General features: G+C 73.3%; 17 protein-coding genes. 7 read left to right on the forward strand and 10 right to left on the reverse strand.

Annotation, left to right across the window (positions count from 1 at the left end; all coding sequences use genetic code 11):
• The first annotated feature begins 22 nt into the window (after positions 1–22).
• Entirely contained in the window at positions 23–1039 is a 1017-nt protein-coding gene (locus tag WMF12_RS00710) for a zinc-binding alcohol dehydrogenase family protein (protein WP_437859519.1), read from the forward strand.
• 21 nt (positions 1040–1060) lie between these two features.
• Here the strand turns inward: WMF12_RS00710 and WMF12_RS00715 are convergent, their stop codons facing one another.
• The 6 genes from WMF12_RS00715 to WMF12_RS00740 form a co-directional block, all read right to left on the reverse strand.
• On the reverse strand, positions 1061–2929 hold the full coding sequence (locus WMF12_RS00715) for a hypothetical protein (protein ID WP_437859524.1): 1869 nt from the start codon (positions 2927–2929) through the stop codon (positions 1061–1063).
• A 48-nt stretch (positions 2930–2977) separates the two neighbouring features.
• On the reverse strand, positions 2978–4087 hold the full coding sequence (locus WMF12_RS00720) for a hypothetical protein (protein ID WP_437859529.1): 1110 nt from the start codon (positions 4085–4087) through the stop codon (positions 2978–2980).
• Between the two features lie 99 nt (positions 4088–4186).
• Entirely contained in the window at positions 4187–4609 is a 423-nt protein-coding gene (locus WMF12_RS00725; RefSeq protein WP_437859533.1) for a hypothetical protein, read from the reverse strand.
• Between the two features lie 35 nt (positions 4610–4644).
• On the reverse strand, positions 4645–5232 hold the full coding sequence (locus WMF12_RS00730) for a hypothetical protein (RefSeq protein WP_437859537.1): 588 nt from the start codon (positions 5230–5232) through the stop codon (positions 4645–4647).
• Position 5233: 1 nt separating this feature from the next.
• On the reverse strand, positions 5234–5488 hold the full coding sequence (locus WMF12_RS00735) for a YdeI/OmpD-associated family protein (RefSeq protein ID WP_437297194.1): 255 nt from the start codon (positions 5486–5488) through the stop codon (positions 5234–5236).
• 141 nt (positions 5489–5629) lie between these two features.
• Positions 5630–6073 carry a hypothetical protein gene (locus WMF12_RS00740; protein WP_437859545.1) on the reverse strand — a complete coding sequence of 148 codons (444 nt, stop codon included), beginning with the start codon at positions 6071–6073 and terminating at the stop codon, positions 5630–5632.
• A gap of 214 nt (positions 6074–6287) precedes the next feature.
• On the opposite strand from WMF12_RS00740, the gene WMF12_RS00745 reads away from it, so the two are divergent.
• The 6 genes from WMF12_RS00745 (at position 6288) to WMF12_RS00770 (ending at position 13470) form a co-directional block, all read left to right on the forward strand.
• Positions 6288–6755: a hypothetical protein gene (locus WMF12_RS00745; RefSeq protein ID WP_437859551.1), complete on the forward strand. Its 468-nt coding sequence runs from the start codon at positions 6288–6290 to the stop codon at positions 6753–6755.
• A 105-nt stretch (positions 6756–6860) separates the two neighbouring features.
• Entirely contained in the window at positions 6861–7637 is a 777-nt protein-coding gene (locus WMF12_RS00750) for a hypothetical protein (RefSeq protein ID WP_437859555.1), read from the forward strand.
• A complete protein-coding gene (locus tag WMF12_RS00755) occupies positions 7634–8536 on the forward strand; it encodes a DUF692 domain-containing protein (RefSeq protein WP_437859562.1) in 903 nt (300 codons plus the stop codon). Before WMF12_RS00750 ends, WMF12_RS00755 begins: the two co-directional genes overlap by 4 nt.
• Entirely contained in the window at positions 8533–9156 is a 624-nt protein-coding gene (locus WMF12_RS00760; RefSeq protein ID WP_437859567.1) for a hypothetical protein, read from the forward strand. The genes WMF12_RS00755 and WMF12_RS00760 overlap by 4 nt, the downstream gene beginning before the upstream one ends.
• A 10-nt stretch (positions 9157–9166) precedes the next feature.
• Positions 9167–11134: a hypothetical protein gene (locus WMF12_RS00765; protein ID WP_437859573.1), complete on the forward strand. Its 1968-nt coding sequence runs from the start codon at positions 9167–9169 to the stop codon at positions 11132–11134.
• Positions 11135–11616: 482 nt separating this feature from the next.
• Positions 11617–13470 carry a vanadium-dependent haloperoxidase gene (locus WMF12_RS00770; RefSeq protein ID WP_437859585.1) on the forward strand — a complete coding sequence of 618 codons (1854 nt, stop codon included), beginning with the start codon at positions 11617–11619 and terminating at the stop codon, positions 13468–13470.
• A 45-nt stretch (positions 13471–13515) separates the two neighbouring features.
• On the opposite strand, the gene WMF12_RS00775 is transcribed toward WMF12_RS00770, so the two are convergent.
• The 4 genes from WMF12_RS00775 to WMF12_RS00790 form a co-directional block, all read right to left on the reverse strand.
• Entirely contained in the window at positions 13516–14283 is a 768-nt protein-coding gene (locus WMF12_RS00775; protein WP_437859592.1) for a thaumatin family protein, read from the reverse strand.
• 128 nt (positions 14284–14411) lie between these two features.
• Positions 14412–15239, reverse strand: coding sequence for a hypothetical protein (locus WMF12_RS00780; RefSeq protein WP_437859597.1), 828 nt, complete (start codon positions 15237–15239; stop codon positions 14412–14414).
• A gap of 379 nt (positions 15240–15618) precedes the next feature.
• Entirely contained in the window at positions 15619–16275 is a 657-nt protein-coding gene (locus WMF12_RS00785; protein ID WP_437859608.1) for a lamin tail domain-containing protein, read from the reverse strand.
• Between the two features lie 140 nt (positions 16276–16415).
• The gene (locus WMF12_RS00790; RefSeq protein ID WP_437859613.1) at positions 16416–17840 is read right to left on the reverse strand and encodes a M20 family metallopeptidase; all 1425 of its coding nucleotides are present in this window, start codon (positions 17838–17840) and stop codon (positions 16416–16418) included.
• Positions 17841–17883 lie beyond the last annotated feature (43 nt).

Genomic DNA, 17883 nt, shown 5'->3' on the forward strand with positions numbered 1-17883 from the left:
GGTCCCGCAGAGGAGCAACGCCATGCACGCCGTAGGAGTCCACCGCTACCTTCCCATCGAGCACCCCGAGAGCCTGCTCGACCTCCAGCTGCCGGAGCCGGCGCCGAGGCCGCGCGATCTGCGCGTGCGGGTGTGCGCGGTGGCCGTGAACCCGGTGGACGTGAAGGTCCGCGCGCCGAAGCCCCGGGTCGAGAACCCGCCGCGTATCCTCGGCTGGGACGCCGCCGGCATCGTCGAGTCGGTGGGCGCGGACGTCGCCGTGTTTCGGCCGGGAGACAAGGTCTATTATGCCGGCAGCATCGCGCGGCCGGGCAGCAACGCGGAGGTGCACCTCGTCGATGAGCGCCTCGCCGCGCCGATGCCGCGGTCGCTCGGGTTCGCCGACGCGGCCGCGCTGCCGCTCACCTCGCTGACCGCGTGGGAGGGGCTCTTCGAGCGCCTCAGCGTCGACCCCGAGGGGCGCGACGCGGGGAGCACCGTGCTCGTCCTCGGCGGCGCCGGCGGCGTGGGGTCGATGGTGGTGCAGCTCGCCAAGGCCGCGGGGCTGCGGGTCGTCGCGACCGCCTCGCGCGAGGAGAGCCGGACGTGGGCGCGCTCCCTCGGCGCGGACGTCCTCGTCGACCACCGCGCGCCGCTCCGGCCGCAGCTCGAGGCCGCGGGGATACAGCACGTGGAGCTCATCTTCGATACGCAGAGCACCGAGGCGTGGTGGGACACGATGGCGGATCTCGTGGCGCCGCGCGGGCGCATCGTGGGGATCGTCGAGGCGAAGGCGCCGCTCGATCTCGGGAAGCTCATGTCGAAGAGCGCGACCTTCGCGTGGGAGCTGATGTTCACGCGCTCCCTCTACGAGACCGCGGACATGGCCGCGCAGCGGGCGATCCTCACGCGCGTGGCGGCGTGGGTCGACGAGGGGCGGGTCCGCACGACGCTCCGCGAGCACTTCGGCCGGATCAGCGCGGCGAACCTGCGCGCCGCGCACGCCCGCATCGAGTCGGGGCAGGCGGTGGGCAAGCTGGTGCTGGAGGGGTGGGGCTGACCGCGAGGCGCGCCGGGCACGTCAGCGGGCGAGGAGCGCGATCGCGTCCTGGATCCCGGCGTGGGTCAGCCGTACGCGGACGTCGACGCGGGCCGCGCCGGAGCCGAGCACCTCGGAGGTGACGGCGAGCGGGGTCGCGACCCCGCCCCGCGCCGGCAGCGCCGCGAGCGCGGCGAGGTCCTTGGCGGCCTCGTCCAGCGCCTCCGGCGTGTCGCCGTTCGCCGCGAGCAGCGCCAAGCCAGCCAGCGAGAAGAGCCCGCCGGCCAGCGTCCCGCGCCTCCGCAGCACGTCCATGTCCGGCGCCGCGCCGAGCGTGCCCTCGTCGCGCCCCGGATCCACCGCGACGCGCAGCCGAGCCACCAGGGCGGCGTCGTCCTCGCTGATCCCGAGCCACGTCCGCTGGCCGGCGGGGACGACATAGAGGTGGGTCGTGTGCGCGGGCGGGGCGCCCTTCGTGAGCGGCCTGGAGCGGAGCTCGACGTGGAGCGTCCCCGCAGGCAGCGTGGCGGGCGCGCGGACGAAGGCGTGCGTCGTGTTCTGCTCGTCCTCGTCGTCCTTGCGAGCGCCGTCCTTCGGCGCGCTCCGCTTGAACTTGTCGAGCTCATCGCCGCGCTGGAGGAACTCCTTCACCCCGGAGATCCAGGTCTGCGCCGGCTCCTCGACCGAGGCCAGCACCCACCCCTGGAGCGCGAGGCGCGCCGCCTTTCGCGCGCGCGGCGCGCCCTTGTCGCGCTGGTAGGCCGCGAGCGCCTTCTCCGCCGCCGCGCCGTTCGCGCCCGCGCCGAAGACGAGGGGGCCGCCCGTGAGGGCCAGGGTGCCGAGGCGATCGAGGACCTGATCGAGCCGCGCCTCGTCGTAGCCGTCGTCGATCATGTCGTCGCGCAGCGCCTTGAAGACGGCCTCCCGCAGCGGGGCGAGCTCGGCGCGCGACGCGCCCTGCGTGTGGAACGCGACCGCCGTGTCGGCCGGGAGGCGGAAGAACGCCGGCGGCGGCGCGGCGTCCTGCGCCGCGGCCGGCACGAAGGCCAGCGTGAGGGGCGAGCGCCGGCTCGCGAAGCGCAGCGTGAGGCCGACCTCGACGTCCGCGCGGCCCCACGTGAGGTTGACGTTCAACCGCTCGATGTCGCGCAGGAACCCCGCGGCGAGCTCCTCGCCCAGCGCCCCGGCGCGGCCGTCGTCCTCGTCCGCGTCGCCCGCGGCGCTCGCCTCCTCCACGGCCTGGCGGAGGGTCCGCTCCGAGAGCTCGATCCGGGCGTCCGCGTCGAGCGGCTCCCGGGCCACGACCTGGACGAGGTAGGCCGCGGCGGCCTCGATGTCCTCCATGTCCGTGCCGCAGAGCAGGCGCGCGCCGTCCCGCCGCTCGCCGGGATCGAAGGCGCAGGCCCAGGGCGGCGCCTCCTCGTCGGGATCGGCGTCACGCGCGCGCTCGACGCGCAACAGGCCCGGGTGCTCCTCGATCTCCTTGAGCACGAAGCGATCGGGCAGCCGCGGCACCTCCTGCTCCGCGACCGACAGGGAGGCAACGGCGTGATCGCCCGTGGTGCCCAGGAAGGCGACGTCGATCGGCCTGTCCAGATCGACGATCCCGGCGAGGTCCGGGCCCACCGCTGGCTCGAGCATCTTCGTGGGGTCCGTCGAGCCCATGGTGAACACGAGCGCGCTGCTCGGCAGGAGCTGCGCGGCGTTGGCCCAGGTCCGCTTCGGATGGGCGATCCTCAGCACGAAGGCGAGCTCCGCCGGCGCGCTCGCGGGCTGCGCCGCCGCGACCGCGGGCGCGGCGACGGCGGAGCGCGGCGCCGCGAGCAGCGGCGCGACAGGAGCACGCTGGGGAGCCGGGGCGCCGGCGCACGCGGTGAGGAGGGTGATCGGGAGGAGGGCGGCGCGCTTCATGGAGGCGCCGATCGTCGCGCTCGAGCCGGGCCCCTGGCAAGCGGGGTGTCACTTCGGGAGCTTCATGACCGTGCCTGCGGCGCTGTTCGTCCAGTAGACGCTGGTCGCGTCCACGGTGATGCCCAGCGGATGATCTTGCTCCGTCGCGAGCGTCTCGGGATCGCCGCCTCCGATGGGCACCTTCTTCACGCTGCCGTCGTCGTTCGTCCAGTACACGCTCTCGGCGTCGATCGCGAGCTTCCGCGGGTTGCGCTGCCCCTCCGCGAGCGCGAAGGGGGGGCCGCCCTCGAGCGGAGCCTTCATCACGGTGCCTCCGTCGTTGGTCCAGTAGACGGCGGCGGCGTCCACGGCGATGTCCTGCGGCTTGAGCTGCCCGTCCGCGATCGCGCTGGGGGCGCCGCCCGCGACAGGCGCCTTCATCACCGTGCCTCCTTCGTTCACCCAGTAGACGTGGGTCGCGTCGACGGCGATGCCGAGCGGGGAGTCTTGCCCCTCCGCGAGCGCGACCGGGGCGCCGCCCGCAATGGGCACCTTCATGACGGTGCCCTGGTCGGCGCTCGTCCAGTAGACGTTCGCGGCGTCGACCGCGATGCCCATGGCGTATGTCTGCCCGTCCGCGAGGATCGTGGAATCGCCCTCGTACGACGCCATCATGATGATCTCGAGGCCTGAGTCGGTGAAATAGATCTGGCCGGAGGGGTCGAGCGTGATGCTCTGGGGGGCGAAGGGGGGGTCTCCCTCGAAGAGGAACGCCGCATTGCCGCCGCGGACAGGCACCGTCATCACCTGCCGAGCGACGGGATCGACCCAGTACGCCGTGGTGTCGTCGACCGCGATGTCCGTCGGCTCGACGCCGCCCGACGCCAGGACGAGGGGCTGGCAGCGCGACGCCACGCACGGCGCTCCCAGGCAATAATGGCCGCAAGCGCCGCAGTGATCCGGATCGGACGTCTCGTCGACGCAGGAGCCGCCGCAGAAGGACAGGCCATCCTGGCAGCCGGGTGCGTCGCCCCCGGCCCCCGCCGCGGCCACGGCGTCGCCTCCGCCCCCGCCGGAGGTCGTCGAGCTCGTGGCATCGGAGCTCCCAGGAGCGAAGTCCCGAGCTTCGGGGCTACACGCGGACAAAGCAAGCACACTCATCAGCAGGAAGCGGTTCATGGCGCGTAGTGTACACGGAACGCGGGAGCACGTCGGCAAGCCTGCCTCGGAGCGCTCGTGCTGTTCGCTGCTGTCGGGCGCTGTCGTAGCGCTGTCGTATCAGTGGGCCAGCGCGACGAGCGACTCGGGCATTCCGAGGTCGACCAGGGCCGGCCGCACGACGGAGAAGAGCTCGATCCAGACGCGATCGAACGCCGCCTCGAGCGGCGTCGCGGCCTTCCTCGATACCGACCGGCGACGTTCGATGAGCCCATCTCCGGTGCGGCACCGGATGTGCCGGACAGGAGCGTCGTCGAGCGCCCACCGCTGGAGCTCCTCGGGGAGCTCGCGGAGCGCGCCACTGAGCCTCTCGAAGGCTTGCGGGGTCAACAAGAGATCGTGGCGTGTCCCGGTTCGCTCCTCGGGGCCCGACGGCCCGATCCAGTGGCACCTCACCGCGCCATGGCAGCCCACGCGCAGCGTGGCCTCCCAGCCGGCGAGCGACGCGGAGAAGCCGGGGACGAACGCGAGGTCGATCTCCATAGGATAGAGCGGGCGGGTGCCGCGGGGCGCGGGCCTCAGCGCGCCGGCGTCATGCCCGTGTCGTCGAGCGCCGGCCAGGCTGGCCGGAGCGGGAGGACGAGCGCATCGAACGGCGCGGGCAGCGATACAGAGGTCGCCGCGTGCAAGCAGAACTCCCGGCCGGGCCCGAGCACCATCTGGCGCATCCACAGGCCGGCGCTCGCTTGCTCCAGGATCGGCGTGAGCCGGGTGAATAGCTCACCGTAGGACACGCCGTCGGGCTTGCCGAACCAGTGGGCGTAGCCGGGCGCGTTCAGCGCAACCCCGCCCCGCAGGCGATACAGGCCCCCGGCCCCGCCGCCGGCCACCGTGGCCGCCGCGTCGTGCGGCGCCGAGCGGCTGGCGGAGACCGCGGCCTCGTTCAAGGCGCCGAGCGCACCGAAATCCTGCACGAGGTACCAGTCCTCGTAGACGTCGCCGCCGCCGGCCGCCCACGGGGCCCCGGAGAGCCCGACGCTGAACGACCGGAGAAAGCCCGGCGCGGGCGCTGCGGCGAGCGCCGCGTGGAAGGCGCGCTGCCGGCGCTCGTACTCGTCCGCGGCGGCCTGCGGTTGCCTCCAGTGCCAGAACACGTAGGCCAGCATCTCAGGCCCTCTCCGACGCCGGGTGCTTCATGTTCATGTAAACACCGCCTGCCTCGAGCTCGTCCAGCATCTGGCGGAGCCGCTTCTCCCTGGTCTCCTGGCGCTTTGCCTGGTTGATCCACCCGATGTAATCGTTCTGCTGGTAGGCAGGGCGCTGCTTGTAAGCGTCCATCAAGCCACGCTCGTTCAGCGCGCTCTCGATGAAATCCGGCATCGGGTACCTGGGCCGCCTCAGGGCTGACGAATCGGCGCTCATGGCCTCCTCGTTATACCGACGCCCGGCGTGGAGGTGAAGCGAATCGGGGGCGTCCGTCGGGCTGGTCGCGCGAGGGGCCGGCCGCGCAGGTCGCGGCCGGGCCCTCCAGGGCGCGGGATCGAGGGCCGCAGCCCCCGACGCTCACGGCGTGCCGACGTTGATGCTCGTGAGGATCTGATTCTTCGGGAGCGAGCAGGTGACCAGGTACGATACGTACGAGCCCTTCATGGAGTCGGGGACCGTCACGGATTTCCAGTTCGCGCCCTGTCCGATGGTGAAGTTGAGGTTGCCGAGCTCCGTGCCATCCCAGTTGGTGGCCGTCACGGAGCACAGGGTGGCGGGCCGGGTGGTGTCCCTGACGTTGACCTCGACATCATTGATCTTGTTCCCGGTGGTGACGAGCGGGCAGGCCACGTTGACGCCTTGCAGCGCCTCGATGCCCATGGCCGGATAGTACACCCGATTGGCGTGCTCGGGGGCCTGGGCACGGCAGATCCCGCCGTGGTGGTTCTGGACCGCCGCGTCGGCGACGGCGGAAACGCTGATGAGAGCTCCCATGAGTGCGATGCTGGTGATGGTCTTCATGAGGTCTGTCCTTTTCTGTGTGCCGCGCTGGCGTGCGATGCACGGCTCCACGAGCGCTATCGGTCTGCTCGCGCCGTTCCGGGCTCGCCCCGGGCACCTCGCCGTTGTCGATGGAGGTCTATGCGCGGCCACTGCGGCGGCTGACATCCCGCGGAGAACATGGATGCAACTTTCGCCGACCTGGCGCGTCTCAGCTCCCCGGAGGTTCCGCCCGATGCCCAGACGTCGTGGTCTCTTCCTTGCGTTCTCCCTTCTTTGTCCGGCGCTGCTCTCCGCCGGGTGTGCCCAGCCGATCGACGCTCCGGACGCGACCGCGTACGTGCTGCTCGATCCCGCGGCGCGCGCTCGCTGGACCGTGGCCAGCGACGGCTGGCAAGGGGCGCCGATCCTGCCGGTCGCCCTCGACGTGGAAGAGACGGCCGCGCTGCGCGGCCCGGAGGGCGCGCAGCGGATCGCGCTGCGCGGGGGCATGCTCGCGCACGTCCGCGGCGCCGAGGGCGAGATCCGCTGGCTCGCCCGCGGGGCCGCGGACGCTCCTCCTGGACGCGTCCGGGGGCTTCACGCTCGAGGACCGCTGCACCGGGGAGGTGGTCGCGACCGGCGAGTACTCGGCCGCGGGCGATCGCGTGATGCTGCGATCCGCGGGGGCGGCGCCGATCGTGCTGGGCCGGCATCAGGATAGGCTGGTGCGGCCGGGCTGGGAGGCCTTCGCGCCGCTCACGCCCGAGCCCTCGGGGCGCGGCGAGATGGAGAGCGAGCTGCTCGGGAACGGCGGTGAGGAGTGACCATGAAGCGCAGGCATTTGCTGGGAGCGACTGCAGCAGGGCTCGCGGCCACCGCGTGGCCCGCGTTCATCCGCGACGCGTTCGGCGATGGCGCCGCGTGCGACGAGACGGGCAAGCCGGCGGCCGCCGCGGGGTCGCTGGTCCAGGTCTCGGCCGCGTTCCGCCGCGCCCGGCAGGCGAGCAGGGCGCTGCTCGTCCTCGTCATCCCTGCCGACGACAGCGCCAAGTGGGAGCGCGGTCACGCGTTCGGCGAGCTGCTCAACTTCGGCGCGGACGGGGATCTCGCCCCGCTCGCGGGCGTCGAGGTCGTCTGCGCGACCATGGCCGATCTGAAGAAGCTGGTGCCCGGCGCCGGCAACGGGGAGCCGCTCCTGGTGGTGGTCAGGACCGACAAGGTGCCTGTCGTCGCGACGCAGCTCGACGTCGCGTTCCCGAGCTACGACGGAATGCGCCGCATGGCGGCCGGGAGCCGGGAGGAGCAGCTGAAGCACGACGACAGGATCGCCGCGCAGCGGATCGGCGCGCTCGGGGCGCTGCTCCGGAAGGGCCTTGGCGCCGACGCGCGCAACGTGGAGGCCCGGGCCGCGAGCGTGCGCGCGCGGCTCGTGAAGGCGCCGCCGGCGGGCGCGCACTGGGCGATCGCCAGCGGCTGCGGGATCGACGTCGAGGGGGCCGAGGACAGCGGGCTCATGGCCTGCGGCATGGGGCACGTGCCCTCCAAGTCACGGCGCTTCCTGTACTTCTTCTCGGTCGACGGGCGCGGGGCATCAACGCGTTGATCCCGGTCGGCCTCACGCTCCAGCCCGACGCGGCGTTCCTCGACCTGCTGGCCGAGGTGATCCTGCGCGACGCCGACTACTACGAGGTGGCGCCCGAGACGCTCTGGCGCGTGCCGGACGCCGCCGAGGCCGATCTCCAGGAGAACGGCTTTCACCGCCGCTTCGCCGAGCTCGCGCGCCGGTCGGACCGGCCGTTCGTCGCCCACGGCGTCGGCTGGTCGCTCGGCGGCGCCTCGGCCGCCGACGCGGGCCGGCGCGCCCGCTGGCTCGCGGCCCTGCGGCGCGACCACGCGATCTTCCGGTTCCGCTGGTACACCGATCACCTCGGGATCAGCGCGCCCGCCGGGCTCTCGACCGGGCTGCCGCTCCCGATGCCCATGAGCGCGCACGGCGCCGCGGTCGCCCGCCGCGCGCTCCGGGCGATGCAGGCCGTCGTGGAGGACGTCGGCGTCGAGAACAGCGTCAGCTACTTCGTGCTCGGCGATCCGCTGGACGAGCCGCGCTTCCTCGAGCGCATCCTGAGGGCGCCGCGGACGCACCTGCTGCTCGACCTGCACAACGTCCACACCATGGCGGAGAACTTCGGCTTCGATCCGGCCGAGTACGTGGCGCGGCTCGATCTCGCCCGGGTGATCGAGATCCACCTCTCCGGCGGCGGCCCGAGCGATCCGGGCTGGCTGCCTTCGGGCCGGGTGTTGCGGCTCGACGGCCACGACGACGCCGTGCCGGAGCCGGTGTGGCGCCTCCTGGACGAGGTCGCGCCGCGCTGCCCGAACCTGCGCGGGGTGACGCTGGAGCGCATGGAGGGCACGGTGCACGGCGCGGACGACGCGGCCGCCGTGCGGGAGGAGCTCCGCCGCGCGCGGCGCGCGCTCGGCCGGCGCGGGAGGCGCAGGTGACGCGCGCGGCCGGCGGCAGGTCAGCGGGGCGCGCGGCGCGTGGCAGCGCGGAGGCCCGCGGCGGGGCAGGGGAGGGCCGCGGCGGGGCAGCGGAGGGCCGCGGCGGGGCAGCGGAGGGCGCGGCGGCGCGGCCGGCGCGGCTGAGCGGGGCGCAGGCGCACGCGCGTTACGAAGCGCTCGTGGCTCGCGCGATGACCGCCCAGGATCCCGTGGCCGCGCTGCGCGCCGCGGCCGAGGATCCGGCGCTGCCGCCCGCGCTCCGGCGGGCGCTGCTCGGGGCCGACGAGGACGGGGTGAGGATGTCGGCGCTGCTCGTGGCGCGGCTGCGCTTCGAGCGGCTCCTGCGCGGATCGCCCGAGGCGGAGGCGTGGTTCGACCGCGATCCTGCGGACTTCAGCGCCGCGTTCCGGCGCTACCACGCCGAGGTGCCGCCCACCGCCTTCTTCCCGCCGGGCGAGGCCCGCCTCTTCCGCCGCTGGATCGAGGCGAGCTCGGGTTCCAGCGGAGAGGCGACGGACGGCACCAGGGGCGGCTCGCCCGCGCCCTCTGCGGGAGCGGCGCAGCGCATTCTCGACGGGGGACCGAGCGCCCCTTGCGCAACGCGGCGAGGGCGGGGGTAGCCTCGGCATCATGGCTCCGCGCCGGCTCCGCCTCGCGCTCGTCCTCGCCGCGCTCGCAGGCGCCAGCTTCGCCGGGTGCTCGCGGTGGCCCTTCGAGCGCCCCGCCGCGCCGGGACAGGACGTCGCGGGGGCAGGGGACGCCGCGCTGCAGCGGCCCTCCGGCCCGTCCCCCGCCTCCAGCGCGCCCGCGCCCGGCGCAGCCCCGCAGGAGCCCGCGCCGCCGGGGCGGCCTCTCCTGTCGATCACGGACGGCGCGGCGCTCGCCGGGCTCGAGGCCGCGGGCCTCGATTTCGGCTCGGTGCTCACGGGGGCGCCGCGCGCGCCCGCCTCCCTGGCCGCGCTTTCCCGCACCGCCGAGCTCGCCTCGGTCGCGCGTGTGCTCGCCGACGACCTGCGGCAGGTCCAGCGCGCCGATCCGAGGAGCGGGACCAGCGTCGCCCGCCACGCCCACCGCCTCTTCGACGAGCGGTGGCTCTCCGCGGAGAGCGCGCGCTTCGAGCTCGTCGGCGTGGTGAACCGGATGGACCGCCGCCCGTTCCACGCCTCCGGCTGCGGCGAGACCCGCCTCGTGTACCGGCTCGCTTACGCCGCGGAGGCCCCGGCCGGAGCAAGCTCGCGCCTCCCGATGACCGCGTCGTTCGAGCTGCTCGCGCCCGCCGACGACGCCCTCTCGTGCCGCCGGCTCGCGCAGGCCTGGTCGCGCGCCGGCGCGCTCTCCGGGCCGGATCTCGTCCGCTTTCTCACCTCGCCCGAGGGCCCGCTCGCCCCGGGCGCCGCCGATCGCGCGCACCTCGCGCAGCTCGTCGTGAACCTGCAGAGCGTCCGCTGGCCCTCCACCGTGCGCCCGGACCTCGGCGGGCACGCGGAGTACGTGCTCCGCGCCTTCCGCTGGGACGCCCGCGCCGGGCGCTACGCGCCGCTCGCCCTCGAGAACACCCCCGACGTCGCCCGGCTCTCGCGCGACCCGGCGCGGCGCGAGCGGCTGCGAGCGTGGCTATCGGCCCCCGAGAACCTCGCGCGCCTCGACGAGGGGACCGCGCTCCTGCCCGAGGAGTTCCTCGCCACGAAGGCGCTGTCGGCGACGCCCCACGGGCTCGCGCGCCGCGCCAACAGGCCCTTTCGTGTCCTGTTCGAGCCGCGCGACTTCGCCGGCGTCGACTTCGGCGGCCTCTCGCGCGTCCGCTCGCCCGAGGGGCTGCTCCGGCGGCTCGACCAGATGACCTGCCCCGGGTGCCACCAGAGCGGGTCCGTCGCCGGCTTCCACCTGCTCGGGCAGGAGCCCCCCGGCCGCGTCCACGACGCGCTGTTCACCGTCGAGTCCGCGCACCTCGCGGGCGATCTCCCGCGCCGGCGGGCGGTGGTCGAGGCCATCGCTCGGGGCGCCGCCCCGGACGACGAGGTGCCGTATCCCGAGCGAGGCGACGGCGCGCGCGGCGGGTACGGCGCGCGCTGCGGGCTGGGCGACCCGAGCTTCGCGGGCTGGGCCTGCGCGGAAGGGCTCGTGTGCTCCGCGTACGACGCCCCCCAGGAGGACCGCGCGACCGTCGGCGTCTGCCTGCCGGCGGCGCCGGAGGTCGGCGACCCGTGCCAGGTCGGCGCTGTCGTGCCCCACGCCGACCCGCACCGCGATCGCGCCGCGGCGGCGCAGCCCGGGGCGTGCCCGCTCGCGGCGGTGTGCAACACGAGCCCCGTCGGGTTCCCCGGCGGCATGTGCACGAGCAGCTGCGTCGCGCTCCCGGACGAGGGCGTCTGCGGCGCCATCGCCGTGCTCGACCCGTTCAACCGCTGCCTCGCCCGCGGGACGGTGTTCACCGAGTGCCTGAGCCGCCACGTCACGCCCGCGGGCCTGCGGCGCTGCTCGAGCGAGGCGCCCTGCCGCGAGGACTACGTGTGCGCCAGGACGAGCTCGGGCGAGGGCGCCTGCATCCCGCCGTACTTCCTGTTCCAGCTCAGGGTCGACGGCCACGCGGTGCCGTGACCCGCCCGGCGCCCCGCGGCGTCGCCGGCGGGGGGAAAGGCGCGTCTTCGGGCTGGAGCTCTCGATAGAGCTCCAGGACTCCTGGAAGAGCCCCCGCCCGCGCCCCACGGACGATGCCCTCCAGCATTGCGGGTTCCGTCCGCTCATCGCCGCCCTGTCGCATCTTCATTCGATATCACCGGGCCCCGGACGACAGACGTCCTGCCAGTGCGCTGCGAAACAAAGTCCTTGCTCGATCTTATCCGTTATAGTAGACGTTTGTCCTATAAAACGGACAAAGCGGCTTGAGGCCGCTGCCCGATCCTCTCCTGGCCTCGTCGGCGCTCGAAGCGCGCGCGTCGCCGGAAGCTCGACCTCACCGTCTCCGCTTCCGGGACGACCCGCTGCGATCTGAGCGCACAGGCCGATTCTCACGGGTGCCTGACCGCGAACGCCGCGGCGGGCGGACGCGAAGGTCTATCCAACGAACGGAGCTGAACGCCATGACCATCGATTCTCATGACAGCGATCACAGGAGCGACGCTTCGACTCCCGACGCCCCGAAGCCCGTGAGCTCCGAGGGCGCCGCAGGGCGACCGGGGGCCGAGAAGGTCGCAGGCCGGCGCGCCTTCATGAGTGTTGCCGGCTCGCTCGCCGTGGGAGGCGTCCTCGCCGCGAGCCCCGGTGTTGCCAATGCAGCGCGGGGCAGGGGTGTCGACGATCTGCTCGACGGGTTCGATTCGTCGCGCCGCGATCCGCGCGTCTCGCCGCTCGACCACGAGCTCCGCCTGCGCGCGTTGCGCGTGCGCGTGGAGGCCGCGGTCGACGATTTCGAGGAGCCGATCGCGCCACACCCGGACAACGGCGACGAGGCGCGCTATCGGAACAAGATCGGGACGGACACGCGCGGCCTGCCGCACGACGCGCGAGGCGAGGTGGATCTGGCCGCGTACCGCGTTGCGGCGAGGGCCCACGCGTCGCGCGAATGGGACGATTTCGAGGCCATCCCGCTCGGCGGCACGCGCAAGTTCGTCAATCCGATCGGCACGCTCGCCGTCAGCCTGATCGGAAAGACCCCGGCCCAGATCGGCGTGCCCCCGGCGCCCGCGCTGGCGAGCGCGCAGAAGGCCTCCGAGGCGGTCGAGGTCTACTGGAAGGCGCTCCTGCGGGATGTGCCGTTCGAGAGTTATGCCGACAGCAGCGACGTGGAGGACGCGCTCGAGGAGATCGACCGTCTGTCGGGCTACACCGGCCCCCGGGTCGGCGGTCGCGTCACGCTGGACACGCTGTTCCGCGGCAGCGTCACCTACGTCGATCCCCGGGATCGCTCGGGCAGGACGGCCAGGCACGTGGTTCCTCCCGGCGTGCTCGACGGCCCTTACATCTCGCAGTTCCTCCTGCGGGACATCCCCTATGGCCCGCAGGTGATCGGGGGCGCGATCCGCACGGCGCTGCCAGGCAACGACTTCCAGACCGATTACGCCGAGTGGCTCGCGGTGCAGAATGGGCGCGCTCCCACCCGGTCGATCGCCTTTGACCCGGTGCGCCGCTACATCTCGACAGGGCGCGATCTGGCGGAGTACGTGCATGGCGGCGCGTCCAGCTTCTGGGGCGCAGCGCTGCTCCTCGGCGCGGCGCGCAGCGCGAACCCGAACGCCCCGGGGGGCATCGCGGCCCCCCTGAGCCCCACGAACCCCTACCTCACGTCGGAGACGCAGGCCACCGCGGCGGCGACCTTCGCGCTCGCCTACCTGCAGGGCCTGCTCCCCTTCGGCACGTCGCGCGCGATCCGCGCCGCCTACTGGCAGAAGTGGTTCGTGCACCGCAGCATCCGCCCCGAGGCGTACGGCGGGCTGGTCCACCGCCGGCTCGCGAACGACGCGCGAGAGTACCCGCTGCACGACGACATCCTGAGCTCGCTGGCGGTCGAGCTGACATTCGACACGTTCGGGAGCTACCTGCTTCCGCAGGCCTTCCCGGAGGGCGCCCCGATCCACGGGTCCTATCCGGGCGGCGCCGCCGCCATCGCGGGCGTCAATGTGACGCTCCTGAAGGCCTTCTTCGACGAGGACCATGTCATCGAGGATCCGTTCGTCCCCGATCCGGCCGATCCGACCCGGCTCGTTCCGTACAGCGGGCCGCCGCTGACCGTGGGCGGTGAGCTGAACAAGCTCGCGACCAACGCCGCCTTCGGGCGCAACTGGGCGGGCATCCACTGGCGCACGGACGCAGCGGCGTCGCTGGCGCTCGGCGAGGAGGTGGCGATCAGCCTGCTCCGGGACGAGCGACGGACCTTCCGCGAGCCGTTCGAGGGCTTCACGTTCACCAGGTTCGACGGCACGCGGGTCACGGTATGAATCGACCCCTCGCCGGCGTCTGAGCCCGAGGAGGCCAGCGGCAGCTCAGGGGCAAAACACGATGTCGTAGTCTTCCCCGGCGCAGGCGGCCATCGACTCCTGGTCGTCCCCGGACCACGAATACGCGTCCTTGCATTGCTCTTCGAAGTACGTGGCCACGGGGTTCGCGGGATCGTCCCGGTCAGGGCTCACGCAGGAGATCGTCGCGCCGCTTTCGTCCTTGTAGCGACCCACCTCCGGGCACGCTGCGAGCAGGCTCGTCGGGCACGACAGCGTCCGGCAGTCTGGCAGTCCGACGGGCACGATCGCCAGCGGGAGGTTGTGCGCGTCCACGTGGCTGATGTTGTACCAATCGAAGTCGTTGAAATCGGTGTTGAGGGTCATCTCGGCCAGCGTGTGTCGGCCGCCGCCGGGGTCCGACCCGGCGTATGCCCAGTAGCGCAGCGACGACAGCGGCTCCTCGCTGGTGCCCACGTCGCGGCACGCGAACTGCCCAGGGCCGAGCTCCCCGCCGTCGATGAGGCTCCCCAGGAACTGGAGCGGCTGGTCGCACTTGTTGACGAAGGCCAGGGTGGACTTCCCATCACCGGGCGTGCGGCAGTCGACCTCGCCCGGATTGACGGGCGGCTGGCCTGTCGACGCGCTGCTGGCGTCGCTCGACGAGGCTCCGCCGGTCGCGCTGGACGCGGAGCTGACCGAGGTGGATCCGCCGCCCGTTGCGCCGGAGGAGGTGTCCTGCTCGGGGGACGCGCAGCCGGCATCGAGCAGCGCCATGGCGAGCAGCGCGGCCGCGGTCTTCCCATGTCGCGACATGATGGTCCTCCTTGCGGACTCGGTGGTGGGAGGAGGATGAGGATACAGAAAGCCTCGTCCACCGAGAAGCCGTGTCCTCATCGGGCCGCGAGCAACGACCCGCCCGGACTCGGGACCTCGGGCGCCATTCAGGGCGCCTGGCAGGACACGCGGTGGATCGGCTCCTCTTTCCCTTCACCGACCGTCACGTAGTCCCATCCACCGGGCACCCACGTGATCGCCTCGGCCTGCTCCTCGTCGGGCGACGGCAGCACGCAGGGCGGTTCGGCCAGCGCCTGCGCCACCGTCTGATCCGGTGTCATCGGGTAATAGAGCACGTGTGATGAGGTGCGCAGCAGCACGCCCGTGCCGTCCGGGTGGACGTCGCCGCTGGTGAAGCGCGCGCTCCCGGCGGGCGGCTCGATGGATCCCGTCCGGACGAGCGTCGCCGGCGCGCCCGCGGCGGGCAGCGCTGGCAGCTCGTAGACGCTCGAGGTGCCCTTGTTGACCTTCGTCACGAGGGTGAGCGCTCCGGTGGCGGGGTGGATGAGCAGCGTCTCCGCGTCGTGGCCTCCGTCGGGGTACGAGAGCACGAACACCTCGGCGGTCGAGGCGAGCGGCGCTCCTCCGAGCGTGTCCGGCTCCGGCACGCCGTAGATCGTGTAGCTATCGCGCTCGCCGTCGTTGTCGCCGATGTCCGCGAGGAAGAGGCAGCTGCCCCCGCCCGAACGGCAAGGCCCGCGCGCGATGTCCTCCCAGTCGACCGCGGCCGCGCCGGCCACGGTCACCTCGGCCCGCAGCGCGCCGCCGAACCCGATCGCGAAGAACCGGGGGTCATCGCCGTGGTCGTTGTGAACATAGAGCGTGTCCGGGTGCAGCCCGCTGGTGACGACACCGGAGCACTCGTCGATGTCACCCGGCGGGAGCGCGCCGATTCGCGCGGCCCCGGTGCAACGAGGGCAGCCCGACTCCCGCACCGCCGGCGGATCCGAGGCCCCGCAAGCCGACAGGAGCAGCGAGAGCGCGAGCGCCGGTGCCGCAGAGCGCGGTGCAGAGGCGCCTGGCGCAGGCCCTCCCTCCGGACGGGGCGCCCGGAGGCGGCGCGGTGGCAGCAGCGGAGCGCGAAGGATCTCGAGTGCAGACGTCGGTGACATGAGCATCGCGGTTCAGTGACGTTTTCGCACGCTTCGCTCTGCTCGGCACGGCCGCTCGGCATGGCGGGATAGCCGTCGACGGCCGACGGGGCCCGGGAGGAGCCGCGGCTCGGCCGGAGCGCCAGGGGGCCGCGGCTCGGCCGGAGCGCCAGGGGCGCCGCGGCCCAGCCGGAGCGTCAGGGCGCCGCGGCTCCGCTGGGCGTCAGGGCGCCGCGTTCTCCGCCCCGGGGGTCGGCGCCGTGGCGGCGCCTTCGCCGGTCAGGTCGGGCAACCTGCCCCACGTCTGCCCATCTGCTGCCGCCTCGATCGGGTACTCGAGCCGGGCGAGCACCTCGTCGCTCTCGGAGATGAGGTAGACGGTCTCGCCCCTGGAGGCGCTCACCTTCCAGGTCGCATAGAAGCAGCTGCTCGGTCCGCCGTCCGGCAGGCACGCGGTGTGGGGCCCAGGGCCGTCCTCGGGCAGCTGGTCGCCGAGGATGAGCAGGTACGCGCCCGGGGCGAGCTGCGTGCCTTCGGGGAACCTGAGCGCGTCGGCCGCGTTGCACTGCCCGCTGTCGTCGGAGTCGCACAGGCCGAGCCCGCCGAGGTCGGCCGAGCCCGGGCCCGGGTTGCCGAGCTCGATCCAGTCGCCGCCCTTGGCCGAGATCTCGTTCACCACGACGGTCGTCGTCGCGGTCCCGCCGCCCGTCCCCCCTTGGCCGTCGCCGCCTGCGCCGCTCGAGCTCGAGCTCTGGGAGGTGGTGGTCGCGCCCGTGCCGCCCGTGCCCGGCGTGCCCGTGTCCCCGGGCTCGTCGCTCGAACCGCAGCCGCCCGCGCAGAGCGCAGCGAGGCAGAGCGCGGCATATCGAAATTGTGCCATCACGATGTTCTCCTCGGCCCCAGCACACGGCGATCCCGGCGGTGTGTCAACGGTGTGTCAACGGGCGGCGCGCGCGGGCTCCCGTTCGCGACCGCCCCCGCCGTGGACGCGCGCGTCTGCAAAGCGCGCGGCCGCGCCCCTCAGCGCGCCCGCGCCCCGTGGTCCGCGATCACGCTCGCCACGCAGCAGGTCAGCTTCTTCCCCATGCCGAGGTGCAGGAACTCGTTCGGACCGTGCGCGTTCGATTGCGGCCCGAGCACGCCGGTGATCAGGAACTGCGCCTCCGGGAACTTCTCTCCCAGCATCGCCATGAACGGGATCGTCCCGCCCTCGCCGATCCCCATCGCCGGCCGGTCGAAGAACGTCTTCGACGCCTTGCGCACCGCCGCCTCGAGCCAGGGCGCCGTCGCCGGCGCGTCCCATCCGGCGGACGGCTCGCTCACGTGGAACCGGACCTCCGCGCCGTACGGCGGGTCCTTCTCCAGGGCCTCCTTCAGGGCCGCCGCCGCCTTCTTCGGGTCGAGGCGCGGCGGGAGGCGCATCGAGAGCTTCGCCCTCGTGAACGGGCGCAGCACGTTGCCCGCGCCCGCGATGGGCGGCAGGCCGTCGGCGCCCGTCACGGAGAGCGCGGGGCGCCAGGTGCGGTTCAGGAGGAGCTCCGCCGTGTCGCCGGTCACCGGGCACGCGCCCTTCACCCACGGCAGCTCGCACACGACCGACGCGCCCAGCACGTCGGCCGCGGCCCGCGCCTGCGCCGCGCGCTCCTCCGGGATCTGCACGTGCAGCGCGTCCACGAGGACGCGCCCGGTCCGCTCGTCCTCGATGCGCGACAGGAGCTGCCGCAGGATCCGGAAGCTCGAGGGCACCACGCCGCTGCCCACGCCCGAGTGGACGCCCTCGCGCAGGATGTTCACGTCGAGCGTGCCCTGGAGCAGCCCGCGGAGCGACGTCGTGGTCCAGAGCTGGTCGTAGTTGCCGCAGCCGGAGTCGAGGCACACGACGAGGCTCGGCTTGCCGATGCGCCCCGCGAGCGCGTCGATGTAGGCCGGCAGGTCCGGGCTGCCGCTCTCCTCGCAGCCCTCGATGAGGATCACGCAGCGCGCGTGCGGGATCCCCTGCTCGTGCAGCAGGCGCAGCGCCGCGAGCGACGCGAAGGCCGAGTAGCCGTCGTCGGCGCCGCCGCGTCCGTAGAGCTTGTCGCCCTCGCGCACCGGCTCCCAGGGGCCGAGCCCCTCGCGCCACCCCGTCATCTCGGGCTGCTTGTCGAGGTGCCCGTAGAGGAGCACCGTGTCGTCGCGCGTGCCTGGCACCTCCATCAGGATCACCGGCGTGCGGTTCCCGATGCGCACGACCTCCACCGTGAGCCCGGGGATCGGCTGCGCCTCGCACCAGGCCGCGATGAGCGACGCCGCCCTGTCCATGTGGCCGTTCTCGCGCCAGGCGGGGTCGAAGGCGGGCGACTTGTTGGGGATGCGGATGTAGTCGTGCAGCGCGGGGACGATCTCCTGCTCCCAGCAGCGCTCGCAGGACGCGACGGCTTCACGCTCGTTGAGCTTCGTCAGCATGAACCTCTCCAGGGGCTTGAGGACGGCGGCGATCTCCAGGGAC

It is taken from the genome of Sorangium sp. So ce363, from assembly GCF_051520435.1.
GTDB classification, from domain to species: domain Bacteria; phylum Myxococcota_A; class Polyangia; order Polyangiales; family Polyangiaceae; genus Sorangium; species Sorangium cellulosum_B.

What these genes read in the sequence shown, in the direction of transcription:
- WMF12_RS00770 (WP_437859585.1), top strand. Translation starts at nt 11,617, where the DNA reads ATGACCATCGATTCTCATGACAGCGATCACAGGAGCGACGCTTCGACT.
- WMF12_RS00790 (WP_437859613.1), bottom strand. Translation starts at nt 17,840, where the DNA reads ATGCTGACGAAGCTCAACGAGCGTGAAGCCGTCGCGTCCTGCGAGCGC.
- WMF12_RS00720 (WP_437859529.1), bottom strand. Translation starts at nt 4,087, where the DNA reads ATGAACCGCTTCCTGCTGATGAGTGTGCTTGCTTTGTCCGCGTGTAGC.
- WMF12_RS00735 (WP_437297194.1), bottom strand. Translation starts at nt 5,488, where the DNA reads ATGAGCGCCGATTCGTCAGCCCTGAGGCGGCCCAGGTACCCGATGCCG.
- WMF12_RS00715 (WP_437859524.1), bottom strand. Translation starts at nt 2,929, where the DNA reads ATGAAGCGCGCCGCCCTCCTCCCGATCACCCTCCTCACCGCGTGCGCC.
- WMF12_RS00765 (WP_437859573.1), top strand. Translation starts at nt 9,167, where the DNA reads ATGGCTCCGCGCCGGCTCCGCCTCGCGCTCGTCCTCGCCGCGCTCGCA.
- WMF12_RS00725 (WP_437859533.1), bottom strand. Translation starts at nt 4,609, where the DNA reads ATGGAGATCGACCTCGCGTTCGTCCCCGGCTTCTCCGCGTCGCTCGCC.
- WMF12_RS00740 (WP_437859545.1), bottom strand. Translation starts at nt 6,073, where the DNA reads ATGAAGACCATCACCAGCATCGCACTCATGGGAGCTCTCATCAGCGTT.
- WMF12_RS00785 (WP_437859608.1), bottom strand. Translation starts at nt 16,275, where the DNA reads ATGGCACAATTTCGATATGCCGCGCTCTGCCTCGCTGCGCTCTGCGCG.
- WMF12_RS00730 (WP_437859537.1), bottom strand. Translation starts at nt 5,232, where the DNA reads ATGCTGGCCTACGTGTTCTGGCACTGGAGGCAACCGCAGGCCGCCGCG.
- WMF12_RS00750 (WP_437859555.1), top strand. Translation starts at nt 6,861, where the DNA reads ATGAAGCGCAGGCATTTGCTGGGAGCGACTGCAGCAGGGCTCGCGGCC.
- WMF12_RS00745 (WP_437859551.1), top strand. Translation starts at nt 6,288, where the DNA reads ATGCCCAGACGTCGTGGTCTCTTCCTTGCGTTCTCCCTTCTTTGTCCG.
- WMF12_RS00710 (WP_437859519.1), top strand. Translation starts at nt 23, where the DNA reads ATGCACGCCGTAGGAGTCCACCGCTACCTTCCCATCGAGCACCCCGAG.
- WMF12_RS00775 (WP_437859592.1), bottom strand. Translation starts at nt 14,283, where the DNA reads ATGTCGCGACATGGGAAGACCGCGGCCGCGCTGCTCGCCATGGCGCTG.